The following is a 25,900-nucleotide window of genomic DNA, read 5'->3' as shown; positions in this document are numbered from 1 at the left end:
ACGTGTCCTGCTGATCGATCCGGAATTGGATTCCGTGGTCCGGCTTTCTGGGTGGCTACAGTGGATCCGGTTCGTCCTTCACGTTTCTCGTTCTTCCTGGCGATCGGCAGTGACGAGTCGGGGTGGCATCCCGGCATGCGGATCATGTCGACGTTTCTGGCGTTCATCGTGGCCATTGGTGTGGTCATCGTGCTGGACCCGTCGGAAGCCTCGGCGGCGCCATCTCCGGAAGTGACGACTGCGCAGCGACTGGGCCCTGCCGAGGCTGCGGACGTGGACTCGGCGCGGGTGACCGCACGGCTGCAGAACCGGCGGATCGAGGCGCTGTCCGAGCGCACCGAGACCGAGACGACGTGGGTGAACCCGGACGGTTCGCAGACCACCGAGCTCAACGCGGGCCCGATCCGTGTGCAGCGTGAGGGCGGCTGGGTGCCGCTGAACCTGGATCTGGTGGCCGGCGCGGACGGCAAGGTCCGCCCCGGGGCGCACCCACGCGGGCTGGTGCTCGCCGGTGCTGGTGGGCAGGACGGGAAGGCCCAGGACCTGGCGGCGGTGACCGGCGCAGCCGGTGAGGTCGCGGTCCAGTATCCCGGGAAGCTCCCGGCCCCGGTACTGACCGGGAACGTGGCGACCTACCCGGAGGTGCGGCCCGGGGTGGACCTGCAGGTGAAGGCGACCCGGACCGGGTTCGAACAGTTCTTCGTGGTGAAGTCCCGCCCCGCGGCAGGGGATCTGACCTTCACCCTGCCGATCCGGGCGAAGGGCGTGCAGACCCGCGCGGACGCCGACGGCAACACCCAGATCATCGACGACGACGGCAGCGTGATCGGCGCGCTCCCCGGCCCGATGATGTGGGACGCCCGCGTCGACGAGGCCTCCGGCAGCCCCGCGACGGTGAAGAAGATCGGCACCCTCGAGCTGGACAAGCCCTCGGGGCGCGCACCGCCCCAGACCGAGCAGCAGCGCTCCCAGCCCCGCGCCCCCGGTCAGGGTGTCGCCGGGACCGGAGTGGTCGCCGCGACGGTGACCGCGGACGCCGCGTTCCTCGCCGACCCGGCCCGCCAGTACCCGGTGACGATCGACCCGGGCATCACCATCTGGACGAACTTCGACACCTTCACCCAGTCCAACATCGCCAACACCGACCAGTCCGGGCAGACCGAGCTCCGCCTGGGCAGCTACGACGGCGGTACCACCAAAGCTCGCTCCTACCTGCACTTCGACGTCTCCCGTTTCCGCGGGAACAAGGTCCTGCAGTCCAACCTGAACCTGTACGCGATCCACTCCTCGGGCTGTCAGCCCCGCAACTGGGAGGTCTGGGACACCGCGCTGGTCGGGACCGGGACCCGCTGGTCGAACCAGCCCAACCCCTACACCCGCTGGGCCGTGTCGAACGTGACCCGCGGCAACAACGCCTGCGGCCCGACCTGGACCCAGAACGACGTGACCCGCCTGCTGGACTACTGGGCCTCGATCAACGTCGCGACCGGGTCGATGGTCCTCAAGGCCGAGAACGAGTCCGACACCCTGGGGTGGAAGAAGTTCTCCAGCGCCGAGGGCGGCGCGACCCCGCACCTGACGGTCACCTACAACACCCGCCCCAAGCCCGCCACCGGCCTGAACGTCTCCGACCGCGGCGGCACCAACAGCGCGGTCTACACCCGCTCGCTGACCCCGACGCTGTCGTTCACCCCGGTCGACCCCGACGGCGACGCGGTCACCGCCGCCTTCTACATCTACGAGGGCGACACCCTGATCACCGACTACTGGCGCTCCGGGGTGCCCTCGGGCAGCGTCGCCCAGTGGAAGGTCCCGGCCGGGCTGCTGCAGGAGGGCAAGACCTACCGGTTCCGGGCGACCACGATCGACGGGTCCCGCAACATCGCCGACGACGGCTGGGTCGCCCTGCGCTCGGAGAGATCCGGCCAGTTCGCCGACGTCGGCGGCTGCGCGAAGACCAACGGCTCCCCCATCAACCAATGGCCCGGAAACGGCGCCGAATGCCAGAAATTCTTCCCCTGGGGCACCGGCGACGGCTTCTACCAGTTCCGGGTCCGCCATTCCGGACAGGTCATCGACAACACCAACTGCGCCACCGCCAACGGCAACCCGATCTCCACCTACGACCAGGTGAACGGCGACTGCCAGAAATGGCGCATCGAGCGCCAGGGCGCCACCAACGGCATCTACAAGTTCGCCGTGAAGAACGCGAACAAGGTCCTCGACCAGAGCTGCTCGACCACCAACGGCACCAGGCTGGTCATCTGGGAACGGGTCTCCAACAACTGCCAGACCTGGAAGATGGTCCTCAGCCCCTACGCCGGTGCGACGGTCCAGTGGCTGAACTTCACCGTCGACACCACCGCCCCCGGCGCACCGCTGGTCGCCTCGGGCGACTACCCCGCCGACGGCAGCTGGAACAAGGGCGCCGGGCAGGCCGGGTCGTTCACCTTCACCCGCCCCTCGAACTCCCCGGATGTGACCGGGTTCGTCTACGGCCTGGACACCACCCCGGCCACCGAGGTCGCCGCGAACAGCTCCGGCGTCGCGACCGCATCGATCACCCCGCCCTCGGACGGGTCGCACGTGCTCAACGTGCGCAGCAAGGACCGCGCCGGGAACCTGTCCGCAGTCGTCGCGTGGCGGTTCAACATCGGCCGCGCCGGGCTCCTGCAACCCACCGAGTCCCAGCGCACCGTGTCCCGCCTTCCGATTCAGGTCCAGGCCCCGCCCGAGCTCACCCACGTGAAGTTCCTGTGGCGTCGCGGCCCCGGCGCGGCGATCGAGGCCGACATCCCCACCCCGCACCTGCGCCGCGGCGACGGCGCACCGATGGACCCCGGATTTGTCCCCCTCGCCTCCCTCGGCGGACCCGCCCCGGGCGGGCTCGCGGTCTGGACCGCGACCGACACCCTCGGCTCGGTCACCGGCGTCGTGCAGGTCAAGGCCATCCTCGCCACCGACGCCCAGGGGTCGAACCCGTACTCGACGGCGTGGCAGACCGCGATCGTCGACCCTGACGCTGACGGCGCCGAAGCCGAGGACATCGGCGGGGCATCGCTGAACCTGCTCACCGGCGACCTCGACCAAGCCTCCACCGACGTCGAAGAGTTCGGCCTCTCGGTGACCCGCTCGGCCTCCTCACGTGACCCCCGCGCCGGTTACCAGCCCCAGCGCGAACGTCTCACCGTCAACCAGCAGAAGATCAGCACCGACACCGCCGGGTTCGCCCCCACGGCCTCGACGCTGGCCCGGGTGACCGACCGCGGCCACGAGAGCACCGAGTCCCTGCAGATCACCCCACCCGCCACCGGGACCGGCACCGACACCTTCGCCGCGATCGAGGCCGACGCCGGCGCGATGCGCCTCGGGATGCGCGCCGGACGCCTCTACCGCGTCTCGGGCTGGATGTATGTCCCCGCCGCCACCGGCATCAACCCGCCCGACCCGCGCGGCCAGACCATCACCGTGGTCATCAAGAACGCCGCCGGCGCCTACCAGGCAATCTCCACACCCAAGCCCACCGTCACCGATGCCTGGGTCGAGCTGAAGGTCGAGGTTCCGATCCCCGCGGGTGCTACCGAGGCGTTCATCCGCCTCTACAACGGCCAAGCCCCCGGCTCCGGCAAGACGGTACTGATCGATGACCTGTCGGTGCGCGAGCTCGTCGCCCCCTTCGGGCCGCAGTGGCTCGGCGGGATCTCAGTCGAGGCTGCTGAGGTCGACTACTCCCGCCTGACCGTGGATCTGGACAACGTCGTGCAGATCGACATGGTCGACGGCGGGAAGGTGTGGTTCACCCGCGCCGCGAACGGGGTCTACTTCCCCGAACCCGGCGCCGAGGACCTGACCCTGTCCCAGAACGGGAACACCTTCACCCTCGCCGACACTGGAGTGTTCCCGATTTCTTTGACGCCGGTTTAGGCTGCCAAGTCGGTTATTTTCCTGAATCCTAGCTCGTATTCGGTGGGTGTCAAGTATCCGAGGGTGGAGTGCCGTCTGCGACGGTTGTAGTAGCTCTCGATCCACGCGAATGTCTGCTGTCGGACCTCGGTGACGTCGTTCCATGGCCGGGTGTGGATGAGTTCTTTCTTGTAGCTGGCGAAGAACGACTCGGCGACGGCGTTGTCGAAGCAGGTGGCGCGTCGGCCCATCGATCGGGCCACATTGTTGGCGGCGCAGAAGTCGGTGAACTCCCGGCTCGTGTATTGCGTCCCGCGGTCGCTGTGCATGATCACTCCGGCTGGTGGGCGGCGGGTGAGCAGGGCGGCGGCGAGGGCCTCGATGATCAGGTTGGTGCGCAGGTGGTCGGCCACGGCGTAGCCGACGACCTTGCGGGAGTGCAGGTCGATCACGGTGGCGAGGTAGGCCCAGCCGTCGACCGTCTGGATGTAGGTGATGTCGCCGCACCAGCGGGTGTCGGGAGCCTCGGCGGTGAAGTCACGCCCGATCAGGTCCGGGGCGTCGATCGGGCGTAGACCTGCGACGGTCGTCTTGCGCCAGGTGTGAGGGTGGCGGCCTTGCAGGCCGGCGGCGCGCATGAGCCGCCAGACCCGCTTGCGGGCGGTCCGGTGGCCGCGAGCGACCAGCTCGGCCCACACCCGGCGCACGCCGGGGTCACCGCGCAGGTCGTGGTGGATCTCTCGGATCGTGTCGGTGAGCTCGGCGTCGGTGCGTTCCCGCTGGCTGGGTCCGGTCTTGAGCCACCGGTAGTAGCCCTGTCGGGCCACGCCGAGCTGGGCGCACATGAACGTGACCGGATACTCGCCCTCGGTTGCCCAGTCCGCGATCGCCGCGTATTTCACGGCTGTTCTTTCGCGAACCAGGTCGCTACTTTTTTTGCGAAGTCCCGCTCCATTCGCAGGGTCGTGTTCTCCTTGCGGAGCCGTTCCAGCTCGGCCCGCTCCGGTTCGGACAGGTCCGTGTCCGGGACCTGCCCGGATTCGCGTGCTTTCTTCACCCACTTGCCTAACGTCATCTCGTGGACGCCGATACTCTTCGCTACCTCGGCGATTGTTCGGCCGGAATCGAGGACAAGACTGACGGCCTGGTCCTTATACTCCTGGGTGAAATGGCGGCGTGTCGCCACGCGATCCCCTCCGCTGCGATCAGCGGCAGTCTACGACCGGTGTCTACAAGATCGGGAACGGTCCACACCGACGGCACCCTGACCACCTTCGACCGTGCCGCTGCCATCGGCCCGTACCTCGTCTCATCCACCGCGCCGCCGATCCAGGCCGCCACCACCCGCTACGTCTACGAGACCGTCGACGACGTCGTCCGCGTCCGCCGGGTCATCGCACCCGCCGAGACCGGTGTCGGCGACTGTGCCGCCACCACCCCGGCCCGGGGCTGCGAGGCGCTGGAGTACTCCTACGCCACCGCCACCACCGCGGCCCCGGGCCAGCTCGGCGACACCGCCGGGCAGGTCCGCGCGGTCGCGGCCTGGACGACGAACCCGGCCAACGGGGCGATGGAGCGCATCGACGTCGCCCGCTACGCCTACGACGAGTTCGGCCGGCTGCGCGAAGCATGGGACCCACGCCTGCCGCAGCCCATCAAGACCGTCTACAGCTACGACGCCGACGGCCGCGTCACCTCGGCATCGGCCACCGGTGAGCTGCCGTGGAACTACGACTACGGCGCCGCCGGCACCCTCGGGATCTCGCCGGTCCCCGACACCAACCCGGGCCGGCTGCTCAAGGTCCGCCGCCCCAGCCTCGTCCCCGGCACCGCCGACCAGCTCGGCGACGAGATCGCCACCACCATCGTCTACAACGTGCCGCTCACCCGCGGTGCCGGCGGCCCGTATGACCTCGACGGCCCCTCCGCGGCGGCCTGGTCCCAGGCCGACCTACCCACAGACGCCACCGCAGTGTTCGGCCCCGAGGACCCGACGAACACACCCACCGCGACCAGCTCCTCCCCCGGCCCTGACGGCTACGCCGCAGCGACGGTGCACTACCTCAACGCCTCGGCGAAGGAGGTCAACACCGCCACGCCCGGCGGATACATCGACACCGTCGAGTACGACCGCTTCGGCAACACCACCCGCGTCCTCGAAGCATCCAACCGGGCCTTGGCACTCGGCCAGCTGCCCGACTCCGACACCAAGCTCGCCGACCTCGGCCTCGCCCAGTACGACACCCGCACCCGCGCCACCTGGCTCGACACTCAGAACACCTACTCCGCCGACGGCCTCGACCCGATCAGCTCCCTCGCCCCGATCCAGCGGCTCGCGTTCAACGCCGACCCCGACGAGTTGGTCAACGCCCGCGCCCAGGTCGTGAACACCTACGACGAAGGCAAACCCGACGGCACCAACTACCACCTAATCACTACTGAACGCAGCGGAGCGCAGGTCGTCGTGGAGTGTTCCCGATTTCTTTGACGCCGGTTTAGGCTGCCAAGTCGGTTATTTTCCTGAATCCTAGCTCGTATTCGGTGGGTGTCAAGTATCCGAGGGTGGAGTGCCGTCTGCGACGGTTGTAGTAGCTCTCGATCCACGCGAATGTCTGCTGTCGGACCTCGGTGACGTCGTTCCATGGCCGGGTGTGGATGAGTTCTTTCTTGTAGCTGGCGAAGAACGACTCGGCGACGGCGTTGTCGAAGCAGGTGGCGCGTCGGCCCATCGATCGGGCCACATTGTTGGCGGCGCAGAAGTCGGTGAACTCCCGGCTCGTGTATTGCGTCCCGCGGTCGCTGTGCATGATCACTCCGGCTGGTGGGCGGCGGGTGAGCAGGGCGGCGGCGAGGGCCTCGATGATCAGGTTGGTGCGCAGGTGGTCGGCCACGGCGTAGCCGACGACCTTGCGGGAGTGCAGGTCGATCACGGTGGCGAGGTAGGCCCAGCCGTCGACCGTCTGGATGTAGGTGATGTCGCCGCACCAGCGGGTGTCGGGAGCCTCGGCGGTGAAGTCACGCCCGATCAGGTCCGGGGCGTCGATCGGGCGTAGACCTGCGACGGTCGTCTTGCGCCAGGTGTGAGGGTGGCGGCCTTGCAGGCCGGCGGCGCGCATGAGCCGCCAGACCCGCTTGCGGGCGGTCCGGTGGCCGCGAGCGACCAGCTCGGCCCACACCCGGCGCACGCCGGGGTCACCGCGCAGGTCGTGGTGGATCTCTCGGATCGTGTCGGTGAGCTCGGCGTCGGTGCGTTCCCGCTGGCTGGGTCCGGTCTTGAGCCACCGGTAGTAGCCCTGTCGGGCCACGCCGAGCTGGGCGCACATGAACGTGACCGGATACTCGCCCTCGGTTGCCCAGTCCGCGATCGCCGCGTATTTCACGGCTGTTCTTTCGCGAACCAGGTCGCTACTTTTTTTGCGAAGTCCCGCTCCATTCGCAGGGTCGTGTTCTCCTTGCGGAGCCGTTCCAGCTCGGCCCGCTCCGGTTCGGACAGGTCCGTGTCCGGGACCTGCCCGGATTCGCGTGCTTTCTTCACCCACTTGCCTAACGTCATCTCGTGGACGCCGATACTCTTCGCTACCTCGGCGATTGTTCGGCCGGAATCGAGGACAAGACTGACGGCCTGGTCCTTATACTCCTGGGTGAAATGGCGGCGTGTCGCCACGCGATCCCCTCCGCTGCGATCAGCGGCAGTCTACGACCGGTGTCTACAAGATCGGGAACGGTCCATCGGCATGACCGGCCTGCAGGACGTCCGGGTCACCAAGACCGGCTACGACGCCGCCCTCGGCGGTGTCTCTGGCTGGGCCATGCGCGCCGCGACCAGCACCACCCTCGACGCGGAAGGGCCCACCGGCGCACCACTCACGACCCAGGTCAAGCTCGACGACCGCGGCCGCGCCATCGAATCCCGCAAGATCGACGCCACCGGCACCGACGCCGGCACCACGAAAGCTGTCTTCTACACCGCCGGCACCAACTCAGCCGACGCAGGCTGCGGAAACCGCCCTGAATGGGCCGGATCCGCGTGCATGACCACCGTCGGTGGGGCAGTAGCTGGACACGATCCAGCAAGAATGACCACCCTACTTCCCTCCAAGCGAGTCGAGTCCTACAACCGATTCGGCGAAGCCACTCGGGTATCCGAGACCGTCGCGAACGAGACTCGCACCACCATCACCACCTTCGACCTCGCCGACCGCGTGACCGCCGTCGAGCTCACCGGCAATGTCGGCACCTCGGTCGGAAAGGTCACTACGAACTACGACTCCGTCTCGGGCAATGCCATCACCACGTCTCTGCCCGACGGCGCGACCATCACCCGCGGCTACGACCTTCTTGGCCGGTTGCGCAGCTATACCGATGCCGACGGCGCAACCACCACCACCGAGTTCGATCAGTACGGCAAACCGTTCAAGATCACCGACAGCCTCGGCACCACCCAGACCTTCACCTACGACCGCGACATCGACCCCCGCGGCCTCCTCACCTCGATGACCGACAGCATCGCCGGCACCTTCACCGCCCGCTACGGCCCGGACTCACAACTCCTCGAACAGGGGCTCCCCGGCGGCGTCCGCATGCTCAGTACCCAGGACCCGGCAGGCGAGGTCACCGGCCGCACCTACATCCGTGCCAGCGACAACATGATCATCGCCTCGTCGAACAGCGTCGAGAATCTTCGTGGCGAGATCATCTCGCTCACCGGCCCTGGATCAAACAAGACTCTTGCCTATGACCGCTGGGGCAGGCTCACCTCGGCGACTCAGATTGCACTGTCCACGAGCGCTTGCACCATCCGCGACTACACCTATGACCGGCGCTCCAACCGCACCGGCAAGACCACCCGCACCGGAAGCTCCGCCGGGGTCTGCCCCGCCTCCGGGGACCCCGCGCAATCCGAGACCCACACCTACGACTCCGCTGACCGCATCACCGACACCGGCTACACCTACGACGCCTTCGGCCGCATCACCACCACACCCGCAGGCCTGACCAGCACCTACTACACCAACGACCTCGTCGCCTCCCAACAACAAGGCGACCAGCGCATGTCCTGGACCCTCGACCCCGGACACCGCTTCCGAGCGATCACCAGCGAACGCAACGTCAGTGGAAACTGGCTGAACAACTACACCAAGATCAACCACTACGGCGCCGACAACGACGAACCCCGCTGGATCGCCGAAGACATCACCCAGCCCGACAACCTCACCCGCAACATCGAAGGCCCCGACGGCGACCTCGCCGCCACCACCGCCCTCGACGGAAACATCACCCTGCAGCTACTCAACCTGCACGGCGACGTCATGACCACCGTCCCCGTCGACTCCGCCGGCACCACCGGTGCCGCGACGGTGCTCGACAGCGACGAGTTCGGAGCACCTTCCAGCGACACTCCTGCCGCCGGAACCACTCGCTACGGATGGCTTGGCGGAAAGCAACGATCCAGCGAGACGCTCGGCGACACCGTTCTCATGGGTGCCCGGGTCTACGACCCCGGATCCGGCCGCTTCCTGCAGGCCGACTCCGAACCTGGAGGCAACGCCACCGCTTACGACTACTGCAGCGGCGACCCCATCAACTGCAGCGACCTGGACGGCAAGTGGAGCTGGCGGTCCGCCTTCCGCTCTGTCGCTCGCGTCGCTGCACGAGTCGGAGAGTTGGCCAGTTGGGTTCCAGGCCCCATCGGAATGATTGGCGCAGGAGTAGCCGCAATTAGCTACGCGTCAACCGGAAACTGGCGAAGAGCCGCCCAGATGGCACTAGTAGGCGCAGCTAACGCCGTCGGAGCTGGAGCCGCCGTCAAGGTTGGCCTTCGCATTATCCGGGTCGCAGGTAAGACCTCACACGCCAGAGCAGGCTTCCGTGCAGGCTTCAGACGAATCAGCTCAAGGATCGATATTGCCCGCCAGAACGGCCACATTCGTGGAACTTCCGAATACCGTAATCGCCTGAAGACCAGGCCAGGAAAGAAGAACTCGTTCTTCTTCTTCGGTCGGCGCTGGGCGAACGTCCATACTCGAATAGCTTGGCTGCTCGGGCGTAAGGCACGGAGCGCCTCACACATCCGAGTGATGAGATTTCCATGGCCAGTCGGACGGGTCTCGCCTGGAGGTAGGATGCAGAAGTCTGTTCGCGTCAGCCAGAACCCTAAAACAGGAGGGATTCATGGATCACCATGGCGATAGAGTTCTCTAGAAGACAAGAAGAAATTCTCAAAGCCGCACGTGCAGCGTACGGAGATCTACAGGCTCCAAACTTCCAGTTCTTGACCGAGAGGCAGCGGGAGAAGATCTGGACTTCGGTCATCCCTGAACTGGGCAAGATTGGCCGGGTTCGCGACTGGACAGACGAGGACGATGGAGTCAGCTTTCGAGTTACTGTTGACCCACCACGCAGACTAAGCCTCTCCCGTCAGCCTCAATGGACAATCTGGATATCCCGAGTCGGACCGTTCTCTCTAGCCGTGGAAACCCCACCCGAAGTCGACGAGATCCGACGCGAAGACATTCTTACTGAGACAACGCAGCCACTGTCCACTCGCGGCGAGGAGATTATTCGCATCCTCGTACGCAATGGCTACGCGGTTCTAACTGCGACCGACCTGGAGCGCACCCTGGATGATTTCAAGCCGCCGTCAGAGAGCTTCCCAGTCACCACTTGGAGAATGCTATTCGAAGACTCAGATCTTCCTTGGCATCAGATGTAGACCTTAAGCTCGATGATGCTGACCCATGCACAGAAGCGGAGAATCCCACGCCCTAGCCTCTAAAGCAGCTAGCTCCCCGACCGGTGGCCGACCTCAGTGAGTCAGGGTTCCGAGCGTCGGCAACGAGAACCCGAGCTCCGATACTCAAGTATCGACCACTTTGATTAGTACCGCACCAGCGTTGAGCTGAACTCGTAGCCGAATTATGCCATCTCAGGTATCGGTCTGGACGATCTCGCACAACTCGCACTGAGCATGCTTGCTGCGCGCTCCGCGATCCACAATGGCGAAAAGCAAGCCTGGTCACTCTTTCCGGATATCTCGCTCAACAGGAGACGACGAGTGCGCACACCAAACGGAACTGCGGGAGGTTTGCAATTCTTGTTCGCGATCTCCGCGACTATAGTCCTCCTGTTCTGTTCTCCCTCTCCTGTCGGCGCAACAGTTCCTAGAGCAGCTACCGAGTCTTCCCCACCTGACACCACAACCGACTGGGAAGCGATGGCAGTCGTACCAGTAGGGCCGGCCGCGGCTGGGCCAGATGGGACAGGAGGGACGTGGAGCGAGGTGCCCCCGCCCGCAGTCGCCATGCCAGCCCCTGCTGACGGTGGTGTGCCGTCGGCGGTGATATCGGGGCCGACGGTTGACAGTGATAGCCCGCCAGCAGCGGCGCCCGGCTACGAAGTCATCGCGGTGGGTCCTGAGGTCCCTCCTGCGCCGTCCGGTCCGCCTCTCGGCGATAGCACGGTGGCGGCAGGGCAGGTCGTGGCTCCGGCTCCGGCTCCGGCTCCGGCTCCGGCTCCGGCTCCGGCTCCGGCTCCGGCTCCGGCTCCGGCTCCGGCTCCGGCTCCGGCTCCGGCTCCGGCTCCGGCTCCGGCTCCGGCTCCGGCTCCGGCTCCGGCTCCGGCTCCGGCTCCGGCTCCGAGGCCACCTTCCCCCACTCCCCACTCACAGCCGAGCAGCACCGCCCCAGCACCAGTGCCTCCTCGCCCTTCGCCCTCAGCGATGCCCTCTGCATCGCCCGTTCCCTCGGTCCAGCCGGTGCTCCCGGGAGGTCCCGGGACGGCGGCAGGCGCGACGCCGTGGGGCGTTCCGGCCGAGATTCATCGTGTGGAGGCAGGAATCGCTCGCTGGACAGCAGTACTGACCGACATCGACGGCGCAATGACATCCGGATCTGATCGCCTCACCGTCGACGACCAGGTCACCATCTTGCACGGGCCGCTGGCCTCCCTTGCCGAGACGCCGGGAGCAGCCGCACCCAGCGGGGCGACAGTCGCGGTCTGGGCGCCGCAGGCGGCGGTCGGCCGATGGGAGATGCGAGTCCGGGTCCAGCCCAGTGCGGATCCGTCCGCCGTCGTGGGCATGGATCTTGTGCCCGTCGGCGGGATCGAGAGCCAGGTCGCCGGTCTAGGCGAGGAGCCGCATCTGGATTCCCGGATGGTCGAACAGGCCTCCGTCGCTCACGGGACGCCTGCGTGGCAGCACTGGGCTGTCGAGCGCACGGCTTCGTCGACCCGGCTGTTCCTCGACGGGCGCCTGCTCCAGGAAGCTCCGCTGGTCCCGGCGCCCGCTACCAGTGAGCACCCGGTACAGCTCAGGCTGTGGGTCCAGTCCTCCCCCACAGCCGACGCGGTACCAGCTCGGGCGGAGTTCGAGTGGGTCGCCTTCTACCCGGCAGGGAACTCCTGACATGACCGGCCGGCAGGTCCAGCAGTTCCGCGGTGAAGGAAGTCGACGGTGATCGCCCGCCGCAGACCCCGCAGACCAAGCACCGCTACTCGTCGGCCAGAGGCGGTCGAGCGTGGAGAACGGGGAGTGTGGGTCGCCGTGGCAGCGATCTCGGCCGGGCTGGTGTGGTGGTACGCGGCGCTGTTCCTGTCCCCGATCGATGGCACGCTGATCGCCCAACCAGCACCGGCCGCGGTACTCGAGGCGCGCCCGCCCTCGCCAGCCGGTAACTCGCTACCGAACCCACTCGGGCCGGTACTCGGGCCGCGAATCGATGAGGCGCTCCACACCGACGATGTGAGCCACGTGGAGCCGACCGGCGCGGTCGTCGAGGTGGCAGCGGTGGGCGGGGCATCTGAACAGCAGCGGGCACAGCTCGCGGTGCGGGTTGCGCTGCAGCAGATCGGGCTGCCCTACGTGTGGGGCGGCAACGGGCCGGAGAACGGGCACCGCGGATTCGACTGCTCCGGACTCACGACCTTCGCCTATGCCAAGGCCGGTGTGGCGCTACCGCGCACCGCCCACACCCAGTTCCGCCACGGACCCCGTGTCCCGGCCGGCACCGAGCTACTGCCCGGAGACCTCGTCTTCTACGGCACCTACGCCAAGGTCCACCACGTCGGCATGTACATCGGACAAGGGCGCATGGTGAACGCCCCGACCTTCGGCCAGCCGGTGCGGACCGCCTGGTTCCGGTGGGGCGGCGACGATTACATCGGCGCCACCCGCTCCGCCACGACCGGGACAGGCGCGGTGTCGCTGCCCGACCCCGCCGTTCCCGAGCTTCCGGACCCGCGGATCCCGGACCAGCCGATCTTCCGCGCCCCGCCCGCTCCACCGCTGCCCGTCCCCACGCCCCCGCTGACGCCGACACTGCCCAACGCCTCGACAGGCCATGCCGCAGCACCCACCCCCGCGCCCGAGACCGGCACCGTCAGCGCAGCACCCACGACACCGATTGCGGGCGCGAAGCCATCGCTGCAGAGCCCCCGCCCCTCTGCCACCACGGCACCGATCATGCCCACCCCCAACCCGGCACCGGCCCCCACCACAGGAATGACCTCGCCTGCCAGTCCCGACACGTCTGCATCACCGGTACCTGCTCCAGACGACGCCGCGCCGTCTACCGCTCCACCCGCAACGGTGTGGGGCACCGGGCACCCGCCGATCGCACTGGTCGACTCCGGGTCGGTGATCGGACTGGCCGCGGTCGACCGCGGCAGCGACGGTCTCCCCGCCCAACCGGGCGCGTGGACCTCGGACCAGCGGATTCTCGTCCGGCTCACACACCCGCTGAGCACAACCTCCACCGGCGGCGAACTCGTGCTGCGCTTCGCCGACGGGACGTCGGTCCCGGTCTCGATCACCGGCACCCAGACCCTCGCGACCGCGGACGCAGCCACGAGCACCGCCCCGCTGACCGTCCTCACTCCCGCAGGCGAAGGGCACTGGCACGTCACCACCGGCACCCCCGGGACGCAGCCATCACCGACCACCCGCATCACCGATGGCGATTGACCACGCCGCCGCAGAGCCCCATCCGGTCACGCTCCTGAAGTGACCCCCGATGCCCAGGCACCTCCAGACTTGGCAGTAGCCGAGAAGGAGGACGCGCGATGGGGCGTCAGAGAGCTCACCTCCAGTCCGCGAATCCGCGACAGCATCGACCGGATGCGCACCCGGGCCCGCGACGGCGGTGGCACCGTGGCTGGGGCCGATGCCGTCGAGGCGCAGCTGCCATGACGACCGGACCGGCACACATGCGGTGCAGTGCATGCAGGTCGGACTGGCGGAGTGGGCCGCCCCCTCCGGCGACCGGGTAGACGGCGCCGGCGCGGCGGCGCCTCACAGCCTCCGCATAGATGCTCATGATCAGCGCCATCGTCGAGGTCGCCGCATCGCCGCGCTGAGCCCCTGCCCGGCACGCGCGGCGCCCAAGAACAACGGCGATGTCGCGAAGCCGCGCTCTCACATCAGGACGACGACATCGGGAGACATGCCGTGTCCGACAGGAACGCATCGAGCAGGCCCGCCCCGCGGAGCATGGCGCGAGCCTGAGCGGTGAGCGCTCCACGCCGTTCGTCCAGGGCCGCCGACAGCGCGGCCGCGTCCCCGGCAGCGCGGAGCTCGTCGAGCAGGGGGGCGATGCGAGGGATCGGGTGCCCGCCACGACGCAGCTCCCGGACCACGTGCCCGTCCCGAACGTCGGCTGGGTGATAGGTGCGGTGCCCCGCGCGGTCGCGCGCAGGTCGCAGCAGCCCGACAGCCTCCCAGCGCCGCAACGTCGCAGGCCGCACCTGCAGCCGGTGGGCGAGCGCGCCGATCGGGATCCCCGGCCCGGGCGGGAGGTCCACATCGGTCAGCCCGGACAAGGTACGTCGCACACCGTCCAGCACCCTGCGTCGTTCTGCCAGGTCCGTGTGTGAGCGGTCGATGAGCTCCAGCGCGTCGGCGGTCCGCCCATCGACGGCGGCGACCATGATCGCCCGCGCGGTGCCGTGTCCGTGCCCTGGCACCAGCGCGAGGAACGCCCGCAGCGCGCGGGCGTGCTGCTCGGTGTAGGCCCGGTATCCCGAGGATGTGCGCCGCACCGCAGGCAGGATGCCGGCGGCCTCGTAGTTGCGCACGGCCTGCGTCGACAGACCGTGCTCACGGGCCAGGTCGATCGAACGCATCCTATCGCTCCGGTTGAGGGTTTTGGGCAGTCTCCCAGTGCTGATAAGCGCAAAGTCCCCACTGGAGGTTCAAGGATACCGTTCAGGGACATGACTACGACACACGATTCGAACCCGGCCGCGCTCGTGTACCGCCTACTGACCGAACGCCGCACGATGCCCTGGGTGCTCGGATTCGGCGAGCCGGTACACGGCATCGAGGCGTTCCCGAGGGTGCGCAACGAGGTGTTCGAGCACATCGTCGAGCACGCCGGCTTCCGGACGATCGCACTGGAGAGCGACGCCTGGGCCGGTCGCCTCGTGGACGCCTGGGTCCGCCACGCCCCGGGCTGCGAGGGGTTGACCGAGGACCAGGTCATGGCCCACGGGTTCAGTCACGGATTCGGTGATTCGCCGGCGAACCGGGACTTGGTGCGCTGGGCGCGCGAGCGAAACGCCGGTCTCCCGACCGGCGACCAGGTGCGGGTCACCGGCTTCGACGGCCCGATGGAGATGGTCGCCACCCCGAGCCCGCGGGCCACGCTGCTGCATCTCTACGACTACCTGAGCGGCCGAGACCTGGACCGTGCTCTGCCGTGCGACCGCGACACGCTGACCCGGCTCCTCGGCGCGGACGAACCGTGGGCCGAGCCGATGGCGATGCTGGACCCGGACCGCTCGGTCGGCGGCGAGCAGCGGGTGCGCGAGGTGCGACTGCTCGCCGACGACCTCACCCGCACCCTGGAGGCCGAGGCACCGGCGTTGCGCCGCGCGGGCGACCCCGGCCTCGATGACGCCGAGCTGGCCGCGCGCACCGCGACCGGTCTGCTCGCCCACCACGCCGCGATGGCCCGCCCATCCGACGACCGCGCCGGCCTCCTGTGCGCGCTGCGGGACACGATGATGGCCGACAACGTGGCGGCACTCGCCCGGCGCACACCGGTGCTGCTGTTCGCCCACCACCAACACCTGCGCACCGGGACGTCGACGATGGCCTGGGGCGGAGTCACGATCGCAGGCGTCCACGTCCCGCCGACGACGCTGCGCTGGCAGCCCGCCGGAGCGCATCTGGCCGCCCGGCTCGGCGACGGGTACGCCGTGGTCGCGACGGCCGTCGGCAGCGCTGGGGAACACGGCATCGGCGAGCCCGACCCGTCGACGGCAGGGGGCGCTCTCGCCACCCGCCCGCCGGACCGCCAGCTCGTCGCAGGGCAGGAGCTGCGCGACCTGCGCACCGGACGCGCAGCACGAGCGACGAGCCACCCCGGCTACTTCCCGATCGACGACGACCTGCTCGACGAACTCGACGCCGTCCTGTTCCTCCGCGACGCCGACTGACCCGGCCCGACTCGTCTGGGTGTGGTCACGTGATCTGCCCCCATGAAGCGTCCGTCGATCGAGCCCCGCCGTGGTGCCGCCCGCCGGCGCCTCCCGACCGCGCCCCGACCGGCCGGCCCTGGCCGCGGCGGGCCGGTGAGCCACTGGCACGGGAGGTTCCCCGAACACCCACGACGGCCGCGAGGCCGCCGCCATGGCCCGCGCGTTCGGCGAGTAGCAGGCGCCCGTCTGCTCATCGGGCGGTCGTGACGACCCACTCCCCCGGTCCTGCCGGCGCCAGGACGACCAGTGGACTCATCGTTGATGCGGCGGCCGCGGTGGTCGTGTTGCGGGTGGTCTGCACGGTGAAGGTGCGGGTGGTCCCGTCGGCCAGGTGCAACACCAGGCCGGCCCCTGGTGTCGCTGCGGGCAGTGCTGCAGCCACGCGTAGGACCCATCGGTCGGGGCCGGCCCAGGACCCCGTCGTGGTGGGTAGGCCACTGGCGCTGGTGGTCACGGGCGTGGCCGGGTGTGTCTGGCCGGTCGGGTCGGTCAGCGAGACCGCCTGCACCACCGTGGAGGCGGTCGGGGTGGTGGGCGGAGCAACCGGGGTCGTCGGGGGAACAGCCGTGGACGTAGGGGTGGGTGGTGGCGTGGGGACCGACGTGGTGGGGGTCGGTCGCGGCGGGCTGGGCGGTGGATTCGGTGTGGGGGTCGGGGTGGGAGGTGATGTCGGACGCGGCCGGGGCGCTACGGCAGCGTCCGGGCGGCCCTCGGGAAGCGGAGCGGGCGCCGGCGTCGGGACCGGAGCGGGCGCCGCCACCGTCGGGGCCGGCATCGCGATCGCGGTCGGCCTCGGCGCGGGTTCGGGTAAGGGGTTCGGGGCCGGTGGTAGTGGTGGTGCGGGTGGTGCGGGGAACTCGGTGACGTCGGGGATGGTCGGGTCCGGGAGCTCCGGGACGGCAGGATTCGGGACAGTAGGCAGGGCGCCGGTGCCTGTCGCGGCGGGGCGGGTGGCTCCGATGTAGTCGTCGCCGTTGTAGCGGTACCAGGCGGTCTGCACCGGCTTGCCGAACGTCGGCGCGTTCACCATCCGTCCGGAGCCGATGTACATGCCGACGTGGTGCACCTTCCTGTAGGTGCCGTAGAAGACCAGGTCCCCGGGCTGCAGCAGGGTGCCGTCGGGCACGCGGGGGCCCTGGCGGAACTGGGTGTGCGCGGTGCGCGGCAGCTCGACCCCGGCCTTGTCGTAGGCGAAGGTGGTGAGCCCGGAGCAGTCGAATCCGCGGTGCCCGTTCTCCGGGCCGTTCCCGCCCCAGATGTAGGGCAGCCCGATCTGCTTCATCGCGACCTCGACCGCGATCCTCGCGCGCTGGTCCGGCATGGCAGTGGTGGCGGCCGCTGGCTCGACGCCGGCCGTCACAGTGGACGTTGTCGACGGTGGCCCTGCTTCTGACACGAAACCGGGGCCAGAACCGAGGGACGACGGCGCCGATGCCGGGGAAGCCGGGTTCTGATCATCGATCGCAGCGGGGACCGACGCCAGACCTGAGCCGCCGAGCGACGTCACCGACCACAGCACCAGGCCCACGCACACCGCGGTCGCAGCCGACCCGACGGCATCCGGGCGCTCGGGGCGGTGCCGAGGACCCGGACCACGACCAGTGCGTTCCACGGATCCTGCGCTCGGAACGCGGGGAACCGCCGACCGAGCAGGACGTGCCAGAGCCCGATTCACTCGTCGCCTCCGGCCTCAGCCGACCAGCCGCGCCGGGGTGTGCCCGTCGTCGGCGGGGTCGGTGTCGGTTGCTGCTCGGGTCTGTCGACGGGGGAGGTTGCGGCACTGCTCGGCGGGAACGAGCAGGACCGTCGGGCTGCCGGCGAGGCCGGGATGGGAGCAGCTGCTGCGCAGGCCGTCGGACAACGACAGTCGGACGAACCCGCGTCCGACGAGCCGCTCGAGGAGCTGGTCCAGCGAGGAACAGCGGTGGTAGCCGTGCAGGAACACGATGGGGCGCCGCTGTTCCACGAGGGGCAGGAGCTGGGGCAGGGTGGCTGCACCGGTCCCGGTCAGGTCGAACCTGACCAGGTCGCAGCCGGTGAGCAGCGGCCCGGCCAGGTCCAGCAGCGCGGTTGCCCCGTCGCCGGTCGGGCAGTGGACGTGGGCGCGGTCGAGGCCGTCGAGGTGCAGGTGCCGCCGTGTGGCCTCGGCGGAGTCCCGGTCGCCTTCCACGACGATGTAGTCCCCGCGTGCGGCCCCGGCTCCCGCCCTGGTGTGCCCGCCGCCCGCCGAGCCGATCTCCACGACGCAGGACGCCGCGCCGCAGAGCCAGGCCCACCATGTCGTCGACGACTCCACCCGCACCTCGGCACCGTCGGCGCGGGCGGGGTCGTCGCGTTCGGTCGGGGTGTGGGTGTGGCGTCGCCGTCGTTCGCGCATCCGGGCGACGAATGCCCGAGGTGGCCCGAGTTGCTCGTGCTGGTCGTGCATCGTCGCTCCTCCGTCCGGGAGTGGCGTCGAGCCGGATCGTCGCGGTCGCACTCGGAGGGTCCGGTGCGCCGGAACCGGCCGTCATCGCCGCATCGTGTGCTCGTGAGGTGGACGGGCACCGAGGCCCGGTTCACCTGCTGGCTGCGGCCCACTGCTTGACCGACGCTGTGTAGGTTACACAGCGTCGGTCACCCCGGAAAGAGCAAAGTCGCATCACCCGCTTGACGGCTACGTCGAGGTCATGCACGCGGAACTCGCCGGGCCACTGGATGCCCCTGCCGCTCGACGACGGGGGTCATCGCCGTGACCGACACCCGCTCCGGGTAGGCCTGCCGCGGTGAGGGCGGGGGGCGCCGCCCCAGATCCTGATCCCCGTCCTAGCCGGTTCCGCGTCGTTCTCGTGCGCCTGACGTCGGCAGGTCCGAACACTGCAGCCCGAGGGCGATCGACGCAGGATCGGCCCGTCACATGCTGTGCAGCGCGGCGCTGGTGTAGCGGCGGTAGGCGCCGATGACGTCGTCGCGAGAGGCCTCGCCACGGTGTCGGAGCCACCAACGGCCCAGCTGCTCGCCGCCACCGGAGATCATCTGCGCGGCGACCATGACATCGGCCTCGCTCAGCTCCGGACGGCGAGCACTGATCAGCGCGGCGATGACCTGAACGCTGTCCTCACGCAGGCTCTCCAGCTGTTCGGCCGCTTCCCCGTACAGACCCGGGAAGCCGTAGAACAGAGCCCAGCGGCGCGGATCCTGCTCGATGAGAGAGAAGAACGCCTCCCCCGCGACCTGGAACAGGACCGACAGCTCCGCCGTCTCGGTCCCGGCCATCTCGGCAACCACCATCTCCTGGAACTCCACGCGGATCCGGCGCACGCAGGCGATGTAGGCGCCGGTCAGGGAGTCGAAGTGGTCGTAGAAGACCGGCCGACTCACCCCCGCCGCCCGGCAGACGTCCTCGACCGACACAGCCTGCAGTCCGCGTTCGAGGAACAACGCCTCCGCGCACTCCACGAGCTGTCGTGCGCGTACCGCCCGCGGGACCCGACCGTGGCGGAAGCCCTGGACCTCGCGGGGGCGGGTCCGGCCGTCGGGTCGTTCACCTCGAGCCGCCATGCTCTGAGGCTACATTGTGTAGGTCTAGGGCAAGCCTCATCGTGATGGAGGGGACCGGCGATCACCAGGGGAGGGCGAGGTTCTCCCACGTCGTGAAGGTGCCGTGCGCTCCGTCCGGACCGAGCCGGGCGACGCGGAGGATCTCGCGAGCGGCGTCCTCGATCGTGTCCGTCCCCTGGAAGTTGACCAGTTGGGTGTTCGCGAAGCCGGGTGACACGAGGTTGACCTTGATGCCGGTCGTCTCAGATTCGATCATCATGGCCAGCGTCACCGCGTTCAGTGCCGATTTCGACGCGGCGTACGACGTGCTGAAGTTGGCCCGGAGGTCGAGCTCGGGGTTCTCGGCAAGGGTCAGGGATCCGAGGGCGCTGGTGACGTTGACGACCCGGGCGTCGGTGGCCGCCTGCAGCAGCGGCACCATGGCCTGGTACACGGCCAGCGCGCCGATGACGTTCACTTCCCACACACCCCGCACCTCGTCGAGCGGGACCACGCTGGCCATGGACGCGGCGCGACTCGACTCGAGGTCGCCCCTGCCCGGGCGGGTGGTGGAGATCGCCGCGTTGTTGACCAGCACGTTCAGGCTGCCGACTTCCTCACGGATCCGCCTCGCCGCCGCCGCGACCGACTCGGTGTCGGTGACCTCGAGCTGAACGGCCACCGCGCCCTCCCCGATCTCCTTGGCGGCTATCTCGCCCCGACCCAGATCCCGGGAACCGATGTACACCGTGTACCCGTCTGCCACCAGGCCCGTGGCGACGTGCTTCCCCATGCCTTGATTCGCGCCGGTGACCAGGGCCGTGCGATTGTTCGTCATGGGGTTCTCCTTCGACCGGTGTGTGGGGTACACGGTTTCCTGCTTCCACTGGTGAGCCGTGCGTCCCCTCTCATTCTGCGAATCCTCGGATCGGGAGGAAGGACTCGACGATCCTGGGAGTGCCATACCCACCGCCCCTGGGGCCGAGCCCGCCACGGACCGCGCGACGAGGACGGACCACGTTGAGCGACGGCGTCGCCCCTACCCGCCTTCGTCCTCGGTCGGTACGCGGACATCCTCGTGAGCAACCCGTCGGCGGTGGCACTCTCGCCGCTCCTGACGATCACGCGGACGACCGCTGAACACCCCTGTGGACCAGTACGGCCAGGTAGACGCTCATCAGGAGCGCGATCATGATGCTCAGGCTGATACGGCCTGCGTCGAGCGGGGCATCGCCCCACAACAGCGCCGGGCCGAGCTGAGCCAGAAGAAGCAGCGACGTTGCGAACGTCTGTCCCCAGAGCGACACGGTCGGGAACTGGTGCCGTACCTTCCGCCCGATTCTGCGAACGGCCCGCTCGTCCTCGGCCCCGGTGAGGATCGCCGACACCAGTGGAGCCACGTGCCTACCGTGATCCACACCGAGCCTCAGCACACTCTCACGCCCTGGCGTCTCGATGCACAGCACGCGATGGCTGCCCCAGGACGTCGGTCGACGGATGCTCCGGGGCTCGACCGACACCGACCGAATGTCGTGTGCCGGGACCGAGAAACCGTCGGCGCGTAGCCGCTTCTCTGCCGTGTTCGGCTCGAAGACCACTTCATCCGGGGTCACCGTCACGACACCACGGCGCGGCCATCGGCCGGCATAGCTCGTCGCCGGAACCCGCACCCTCTGCACCTCCCGCGACCCCGGACCATCTGCGCCCGTCGGCGCACCGTGATCCCGTCGGACACAGCGCAAGTCAGCCGCCGATCGGACCGCCCGGCATGGACACTCGGCTGATCACTCACAACGACTGCATCCGGGTAAGAAAAAGGCCGGGACGTTAGTCCTGGCCTGGTGAAGAAGGGTGGAGCTGAGGGGATTCGAACCCCTGACCCCTTGACTGCCAGTCAAGTGCGCTACCAGCTGCGCCACAGCCCCTTGCGACATGAAGAACACTACACCGGCCGGTTTCCGGCCCGGAAAGGGGGGTGCCCCTCCCGGCGTCGCGCCCTACCGTCGACCCCGTGCAGCCCTCTGACATCGGACGACTGGTCACCCTCGGCCCCCCTGCAGTGTCCCCGGACGGCGCGCACGTCGCCGTCGCGGTCCGCCGCGTCGACCTCGGCGCCAACCGGTACCGGACGGCGATCTGGCTCACGCCGACCGACGGCAGCGGTCCACCGCGGCGGCTGACCGGCTCCGAGCACGGAGACTCCTCCCCCGCCTGGTCGCCGGACGGGACGCGGCTCGCCGTCGTCACCGGGCGCGACGGCGGCGGCGCACGGCTGCGGGTACTGCCGATCGGCGTCCCGGGCGAGCCGGTGGTGGTCTGCGAGCGTCCGGAGGGGATCTCCGAGCCGGTGTGGTCGCCGGACGGCACCCGGATCGCGTTCGTGTCCCGGGAGCGGGCGGCCCGGTGGGCCACCGGCGACGACGACCGGGCCCGCGAACCCCGCCGGATCGACCGGCTGTTCAGCCGGCTGGACGGGGAGGGCTGGATCATCGACCGTCCGTCGACGGTGTTCGTCGTCGACGCCGGGGGCGGCGACCCGGTGGCCGTCGCGGGCGGGCCGTACGAGCACTCGTCGCCCGCCTGGTCGCCCGACGGGCGGACCCTCGCCGTCGTCGCGGACCGCGAGCCGGGGTGGGACCTGGACGAGACGGCGCGGATCTACCTCGTCGATGCGGCGGGCGGAGACGCGGCGGGCGGAGATGCGGCGGGCGGCCGCGAGCCGCGGCTGCTCACCCGCAGCGGTCGCCACCACACGCACCCGTCCTGGGCGCCGGACGGCACCCGGCTGGCCACCCTGGCCTCCGACGACCACCTGGCGGCCCCGGCACACGCGTCGCCGGCGCTGGTCGACATCGCGACCGGGCGCGAGGACGTCCTGGCGACCGGCATCGACCGCACCTGGCGGCCCTTCCCCGGCGCCCGCGCCCCGATCTGGGACGACGGGCACCTGCTGGTGTCCTGCGAGGACCGCGGCGGGGTGCACCTGTACCGGGTCGCGGCCGACGGACCGGGCGCGGGCACCGCGGAGGCGCTGCTGACCGGCGCGCGGGCCGTCGCCGCCTACGACCGGGCGGGCGGGAGCACCGTCGTGCTGGTCACCGACCACGACCATCTCGGGGAGCTGCACGTCACCGACGACGGGTCGCTGCGCCGGCTCACCGCGCTCACCGAGCCCTTCCACGACGCCGTGCCGCGCGGGCGCACCCCGTACCGGCTGGCCGTGCCGTCCCCGGCCGGGGACGGCGACATCGACACCTGGGTGCTGCTGCCCGACGAGCCCGCCACCGGCGCCGGCGGCCGGCTGCCGGTGCTGCTGTCGATCCACGGCGGCCCGATGACCCAGTACGCCGACGCCTGGTTCGACGAGTTCCGGCTGTGGGCGGTCGCCGGCTACGCCGTCGTGTGGTGCAACCCGCACGGATCGACCGGCTACACCCAGGACCGGGTACGGGCGATCCGCAGCCCGCTGGCGGAGACCGCACCCGGGACCGGCTGGGGCGGGATCGACGCCGACGACGTGCTCGCCGCGCTCGACGGCGCCCTCGCGGAGTTCGACCAGCTCGACCGGGACCGGGTGGGCGTGCTCGGCGGGTCCTACGGCGGATACCTCACCTCGTGGCTGGCCGCCCACCACTCCGACCGGTTCGCCGCCGCCTGCAGCGAGCGGGCGGTGAACAACCTGGAGTCGCTGGACTGGAGCTCCGACGCGGCCGGGTGGTTCGGCCACGAGCTGGGCCGCTCGTGGCTGGACGCGCCGGAGGAGTACCGGCGGATGTCCCCGCTGCACCACGTCCGCGGCATCGACGTGCCGATGCTGATCCTGCACTCCGAGGACGACCTGCGGTGTCCGGTCGAGCAGGCCGACGCGTTGTTCGTCGCGCTGCGGCTGCTCGGGCGGCCGGTGGAGTACTGGCGGTTCCCGGAGGAGAGCCACGGGATGTCGCGGGACGGGTCGCCGCGCCACCGAGTCCAGCGGGCGCAGATCATCCTCGACTTCTTCGGCCGGCACCTCGGCGGGCGCAGGCCGGCGCAGGTGCCCGCGGGCTGAGGGCGCGGGCCGAGGGCGCGGGGGGCCGTGCTCAGCCGGCCCGGCTCCGGCCGTCGTCCCCGTCGGGGTCGGCGGCGTCGCCGAGATCGTCGACGCCGCCGACGTCACCGAGGCCGCCGACGGTGTCGGTCTCCGGGCCGACCGAGCGCGGTGCGCCGTCGGCGGCCCGGACCGGCTCGCCGACGGGCTCGCGCAGCCGTCGCAGGGCGGGGTCGTCGGCCCAGAACTCGTCGAACCCGTGCTCGGCGAACCGGTCGGCGACGCGGTGCATCGCGATGTCGTGGCGCACGTAGAGGTGCGCGAGCAGCACCGCGGCCGGGTCGTCGGTGTAGAGGCCCCAGGTGCGGTCGGCGGTGAGGCCCCCGATCACCGCCTGGTCCCGGTCCGCGACGACGACGAGCATCCGCCGGCCGAGGTTGTCCTCGACCGCCGACGGGGCCGAGTAGCGGTGCTCGATGTGCCAGCCGACCGGGTCGTCGTCGACGCCGAAGACGACCGTGGCGACGTCGACGCCGTGCTCCTCGGCCCGGCGGACCGTGGGCTTGAGGGTCTCGACGTCCTCCGGCCAGCCGAGCACGTACAGCTCGGAGCGGGCCGCGGCGGCGACGTCCTCGGCCCGTTCGAGCAGCATCCGGCGCTCGGTCAGCGAGTGCACCAGCCGTACCTGCGGCGGCGCGGTCAGCCGCGGGATCTCGTTCTGCAGGATGCCCAGTGTGCGGTCGAAGTCGCGGCGCATCCGCTCCAGCAGCGTCGCGGGCGGCAGCGGGACGTAGCCGGTGCCGTCGGCGGCCCGGACCTCGAAGGCCGCGCCGCGGCCGACGAGCTTGCCCAGCGTCTCGTAGACGGTGCTGCGCGGCACCCCGGACCGCTTCGCCACCTCGTACCCGTTGACCGCCTCGCCCGCGCTGACCAGCGCCACGTAGGCCTTGGCCTCGTAGCCCGACAAGCCCAGTCGCTGGAGCTCTTCCGTCACCCGACGTACGGCCATTACAAGATCATCTCAATCGTTCGTCACCGTCCCGCGACATCTCGCCGCGTCCACTCCCCAGGTCGATCGCGGGCGACCGATCGATACGCCCGAATCCGCACCATCATCACAATCGTTGATCGGGCGCGCGCGTCACGCCGGCCCGCATCGCCGCATCCGCCTCACGGAGGATCTCCCGCATGGCCGCTCCGGCGGCAGGGGCGTCACCCGCCCGGACGGCGTCGGCGACGTCGCGGTGCAGCCGGATCGCCTCCGGTTCCGGACGACTGGGCATCAGGTGGTGCCGGGTCCGCCCCGCGAGCACCTCGGCGACGACGTCGCCCAGCGCCGCGACCATCTCGTTGCCCGAGGCCGCGAGCAGGGTCCGGTGGAAGAGCTGGTCGGCCTCCAGGTAGGCGAACAGGTCCCCGGCGCGGCCGTGCGCGGTCATGTCCATCACCGCGCCGACCAGTACCCCGCACTGCTCCGGGGTGGCCCGGTCGGCCGCCAGCTCGGCGGCCAGCGGTTCGACGCCGCAGCGCAGCTCGGACAGCGACCGCAGCTGCTCGTCGCGACCCGGGCCGTCGAGCCGCCAGCGGATCACCCTCGGGTCGTGCACGTTCCACTGCCCGCGCGGGGAGACGGTGGTGCCGACCCGGCGCCTGCTGCGCACCAGGCCCATCGACTCCAGCACCCGCACGGCCTCCCGGACGACGGTCCGCGACACCCCGTAGCGGTCGCCCAGTTCCTCGGCCCGCAGGACCTCGCCGGGGCCGATCGTGCCTGCGGCGATCGCGGTCCCGAGCCGGTCCAGGACGTCCGCGTGCAGTCCCGTGCCCTCCGTCGCGCCGCTCACGGTCGAATCGTGCCACCTCACGATGCCGGGCACCGGAAAAGGCATATCTGAACCGATCCGGTATTGAAAAAGTAATACTTTTGACCGACTCTGGACCCACAACGGCCCGGGTACTCCCGGTCCGCGTGCC

Annotated in this window: 19 protein-coding genes and 1 tRNA gene; 7 read left to right on the top strand and 13 right to left on the bottom strand. The window is 69.8% G+C overall.

Going from position 1 to position 25,900, the window contains the following annotated elements:
- Positions 1 to 288 precede the first annotated feature (288 nt).
- Positions 289 to 3,924, top strand: a complete 3,636-nt coding sequence (locus Ae717Ps2_RS03850; RefSeq protein ID WP_158071453.1) for an RICIN domain-containing protein — start codon at positions 289 to 291, stop codon at positions 3,922 to 3,924.
- Here the strand turns inward: Ae717Ps2_RS03850 and Ae717Ps2_RS03845 are convergent.
- Together Ae717Ps2_RS03845 and Ae717Ps2_RS38080 are read right to left on the bottom strand one after the other, a co-directional pair.
- A complete protein-coding gene (locus Ae717Ps2_RS03845) occupies positions 3,921 to 4,805 on the bottom strand; it encodes an IS3 family transposase (protein ID WP_075333032.1) in 885 nt (294 codons plus the stop codon). The two genes, Ae717Ps2_RS03850 and Ae717Ps2_RS03845, sit on opposite strands and share 4 nt — an antisense overlap.
- Positions 4,802 to 5,089 carry a transposase gene (locus Ae717Ps2_RS38080; RefSeq protein ID WP_075333031.1) on the bottom strand — a complete coding sequence of 96 codons (288 nt, stop codon included), beginning with the start codon at positions 5,087 to 5,089 and terminating at the stop codon, positions 4,802 to 4,804. Before Ae717Ps2_RS38080 ends, Ae717Ps2_RS03845 begins: the two co-directional genes overlap by 4 nt.
- 39 nt (positions 5,090 to 5,128) lie before the next feature.
- On the opposite strand from Ae717Ps2_RS38080, the gene Ae717Ps2_RS03835 reads away from it, so the two are divergent.
- Positions 5,129 to 6,391, top strand: coding sequence for a hypothetical protein (locus Ae717Ps2_RS03835; RefSeq protein ID WP_075333033.1), 1,263 nt, complete (start codon positions 5,129 to 5,131; stop codon positions 6,389 to 6,391).
- 7 nt (positions 6,392 to 6,398) lie between these two features.
- Here Ae717Ps2_RS03835 and Ae717Ps2_RS03830 read toward each other — a convergent pair whose 3' ends face one another.
- Together Ae717Ps2_RS03830 and Ae717Ps2_RS38075 are read right to left on the bottom strand one after the other, a co-directional pair.
- Positions 6,399 to 7,283: an IS3 family transposase gene (locus tag Ae717Ps2_RS03830; protein ID WP_075333032.1), complete on the bottom strand. Its 885-nt coding sequence runs from the start codon at positions 7,281 to 7,283 to the stop codon at positions 6,399 to 6,401.
- Entirely contained in the window at positions 7,280 to 7,567 is a 288-nt protein-coding gene (locus tag Ae717Ps2_RS38075) for a transposase (RefSeq protein WP_075333031.1), read from the bottom strand. The genes Ae717Ps2_RS03830 and Ae717Ps2_RS38075 overlap by 4 nt, the downstream gene beginning before the upstream one ends.
- 70 nt (positions 7,568 to 7,637) lie before the next feature.
- Here Ae717Ps2_RS38075 and Ae717Ps2_RS03820 point away from each other — a divergent pair, with 70 nt between their 5' ends.
- The 3 genes from Ae717Ps2_RS03820 to Ae717Ps2_RS40210 all read left to right on the top strand — a co-directional run bounded on the left by Ae717Ps2_RS03820 (position 7,638) and on the right by Ae717Ps2_RS40210 (position 13,864).
- Complete coding sequence (locus Ae717Ps2_RS03820) at positions 7,638 to 10,094, top strand: RHS repeat-associated core domain-containing protein (RefSeq protein WP_075333030.1); 2,457 nt, start codon at positions 7,638 to 7,640, stop codon at positions 10,092 to 10,094.
- Positions 10,095 to 11,725: 1,631 nt separating this feature from the next.
- A complete protein-coding gene (locus Ae717Ps2_RS03810) occupies positions 11,726 to 12,307 on the top strand; it encodes a hypothetical protein (protein WP_143510295.1) in 582 nt (193 codons plus the stop codon).
- Positions 12,308 to 12,445: 138 nt separating this feature from the next.
- The gene (locus tag Ae717Ps2_RS40210) at positions 12,446 to 13,864 is read left to right on the top strand and encodes an NlpC/P60 family protein (protein ID WP_369804810.1); all 1,419 of its coding nucleotides are present in this window, start codon (positions 12,446 to 12,448) and stop codon (positions 13,862 to 13,864) included.
- 455 nt (positions 13,865 to 14,319) lie between these two features.
- Here Ae717Ps2_RS40210 and Ae717Ps2_RS03800 read toward each other — a convergent pair whose 3' ends face one another.
- Positions 14,320 to 15,021, bottom strand: a complete 702-nt coding sequence (locus tag Ae717Ps2_RS03800; RefSeq protein WP_139320171.1) for a MerR family transcriptional regulator — start codon at positions 15,019 to 15,021, stop codon at positions 14,320 to 14,322.
- Positions 15,022 to 15,111: 90 nt separating this feature from the next.
- Between Ae717Ps2_RS03800 and Ae717Ps2_RS03795 the strand changes: the two genes are divergently transcribed.
- A complete protein-coding gene (locus Ae717Ps2_RS03795; protein ID WP_075333026.1) occupies positions 15,112 to 16,338 on the top strand; it encodes an erythromycin esterase family protein in 1,227 nt (408 codons plus the stop codon).
- 232 nt (positions 16,339 to 16,570) lie between these two features.
- Here the strand turns inward: Ae717Ps2_RS03795 and Ae717Ps2_RS40205 are convergent, their stop codons facing one another.
- From Ae717Ps2_RS40205 to Ae717Ps2_RS03765, 6 genes are all read right to left on the bottom strand, one after another.
- A complete protein-coding gene (locus tag Ae717Ps2_RS40205) occupies positions 16,571 to 17,701 on the bottom strand; it encodes a C40 family peptidase (RefSeq protein WP_075553648.1) in 1,131 nt (376 codons plus the stop codon).
- Between the two features lie 369 nt (positions 17,702 to 18,070).
- On the bottom strand, positions 18,071 to 18,808 hold the full coding sequence (locus Ae717Ps2_RS03785; protein ID WP_143510293.1) for a hypothetical protein: 738 nt from the start codon (positions 18,806 to 18,808) through the stop codon (positions 18,071 to 18,073).
- A 464-nt stretch (positions 18,809 to 19,272) separates the two neighbouring features.
- On the bottom strand, positions 19,273 to 19,920 hold the full coding sequence (locus tag Ae717Ps2_RS03780; RefSeq protein WP_083695613.1) for a TetR/AcrR family transcriptional regulator: 648 nt from the start codon (positions 19,918 to 19,920) through the stop codon (positions 19,273 to 19,275).
- Between the two features lie 61 nt (positions 19,921 to 19,981).
- Positions 19,982 to 20,737, bottom strand: coding sequence for an SDR family NAD(P)-dependent oxidoreductase (locus tag Ae717Ps2_RS03775; protein ID WP_075308034.1), 756 nt, complete (start codon positions 20,735 to 20,737; stop codon positions 19,982 to 19,984).
- Positions 20,738 to 21,020: 283 nt separating this feature from the next.
- On the bottom strand, positions 21,021 to 21,518 hold the full coding sequence (locus tag Ae717Ps2_RS03770) for a hypothetical protein (protein ID WP_075333023.1): 498 nt from the start codon (positions 21,516 to 21,518) through the stop codon (positions 21,021 to 21,023).
- 233 nt (positions 21,519 to 21,751) lie between these two features.
- A tRNA-Ala gene (locus Ae717Ps2_RS03765) sits at positions 21,752 to 21,824 on the bottom strand.
- Between the two features lie 86 nt (positions 21,825 to 21,910).
- Between Ae717Ps2_RS03765 and Ae717Ps2_RS03760 the strand changes: the two genes are divergently transcribed.
- Positions 21,911 to 23,947 (top strand): S9 family peptidase, encoded by a 2,037-nt coding sequence (locus tag Ae717Ps2_RS03760; RefSeq protein WP_075333022.1) that lies wholly within the window; start codon positions 21,911 to 21,913, stop codon positions 23,945 to 23,947.
- 31 nt (positions 23,948 to 23,978) lie between these two features.
- Here Ae717Ps2_RS03760 and Ae717Ps2_RS03755 read toward each other — a convergent pair whose 3' ends face one another.
- Both Ae717Ps2_RS03755 and Ae717Ps2_RS03750 read right to left on the bottom strand, forming a co-directional pair.
- The gene (locus Ae717Ps2_RS03755) at positions 23,979 to 24,920 is read right to left on the bottom strand and encodes a TrmB family transcriptional regulator (protein WP_233147432.1); all 942 of its coding nucleotides are present in this window, start codon (positions 24,918 to 24,920) and stop codon (positions 23,979 to 23,981) included.
- A gap of 121 nt (positions 24,921 to 25,041) precedes the next feature.
- Entirely contained in the window at positions 25,042 to 25,770 is a 729-nt protein-coding gene (locus Ae717Ps2_RS03750; protein WP_043280180.1) for a FadR/GntR family transcriptional regulator, read from the bottom strand.
- Positions 25,771 to 25,900: the final 130 nt, after the last annotated feature.

The organism is Pseudonocardia sp. Ae717_Ps2, assembly GCF_001932475.1.
Classification (GTDB): domain Bacteria; phylum Actinomycetota; class Actinomycetes; order Mycobacteriales; family Pseudonocardiaceae; genus Pseudonocardia.
Note: the sequence above shows the minus strand (reverse complement) of the source record. Positions and strands in the feature narration are given on the sequence as shown.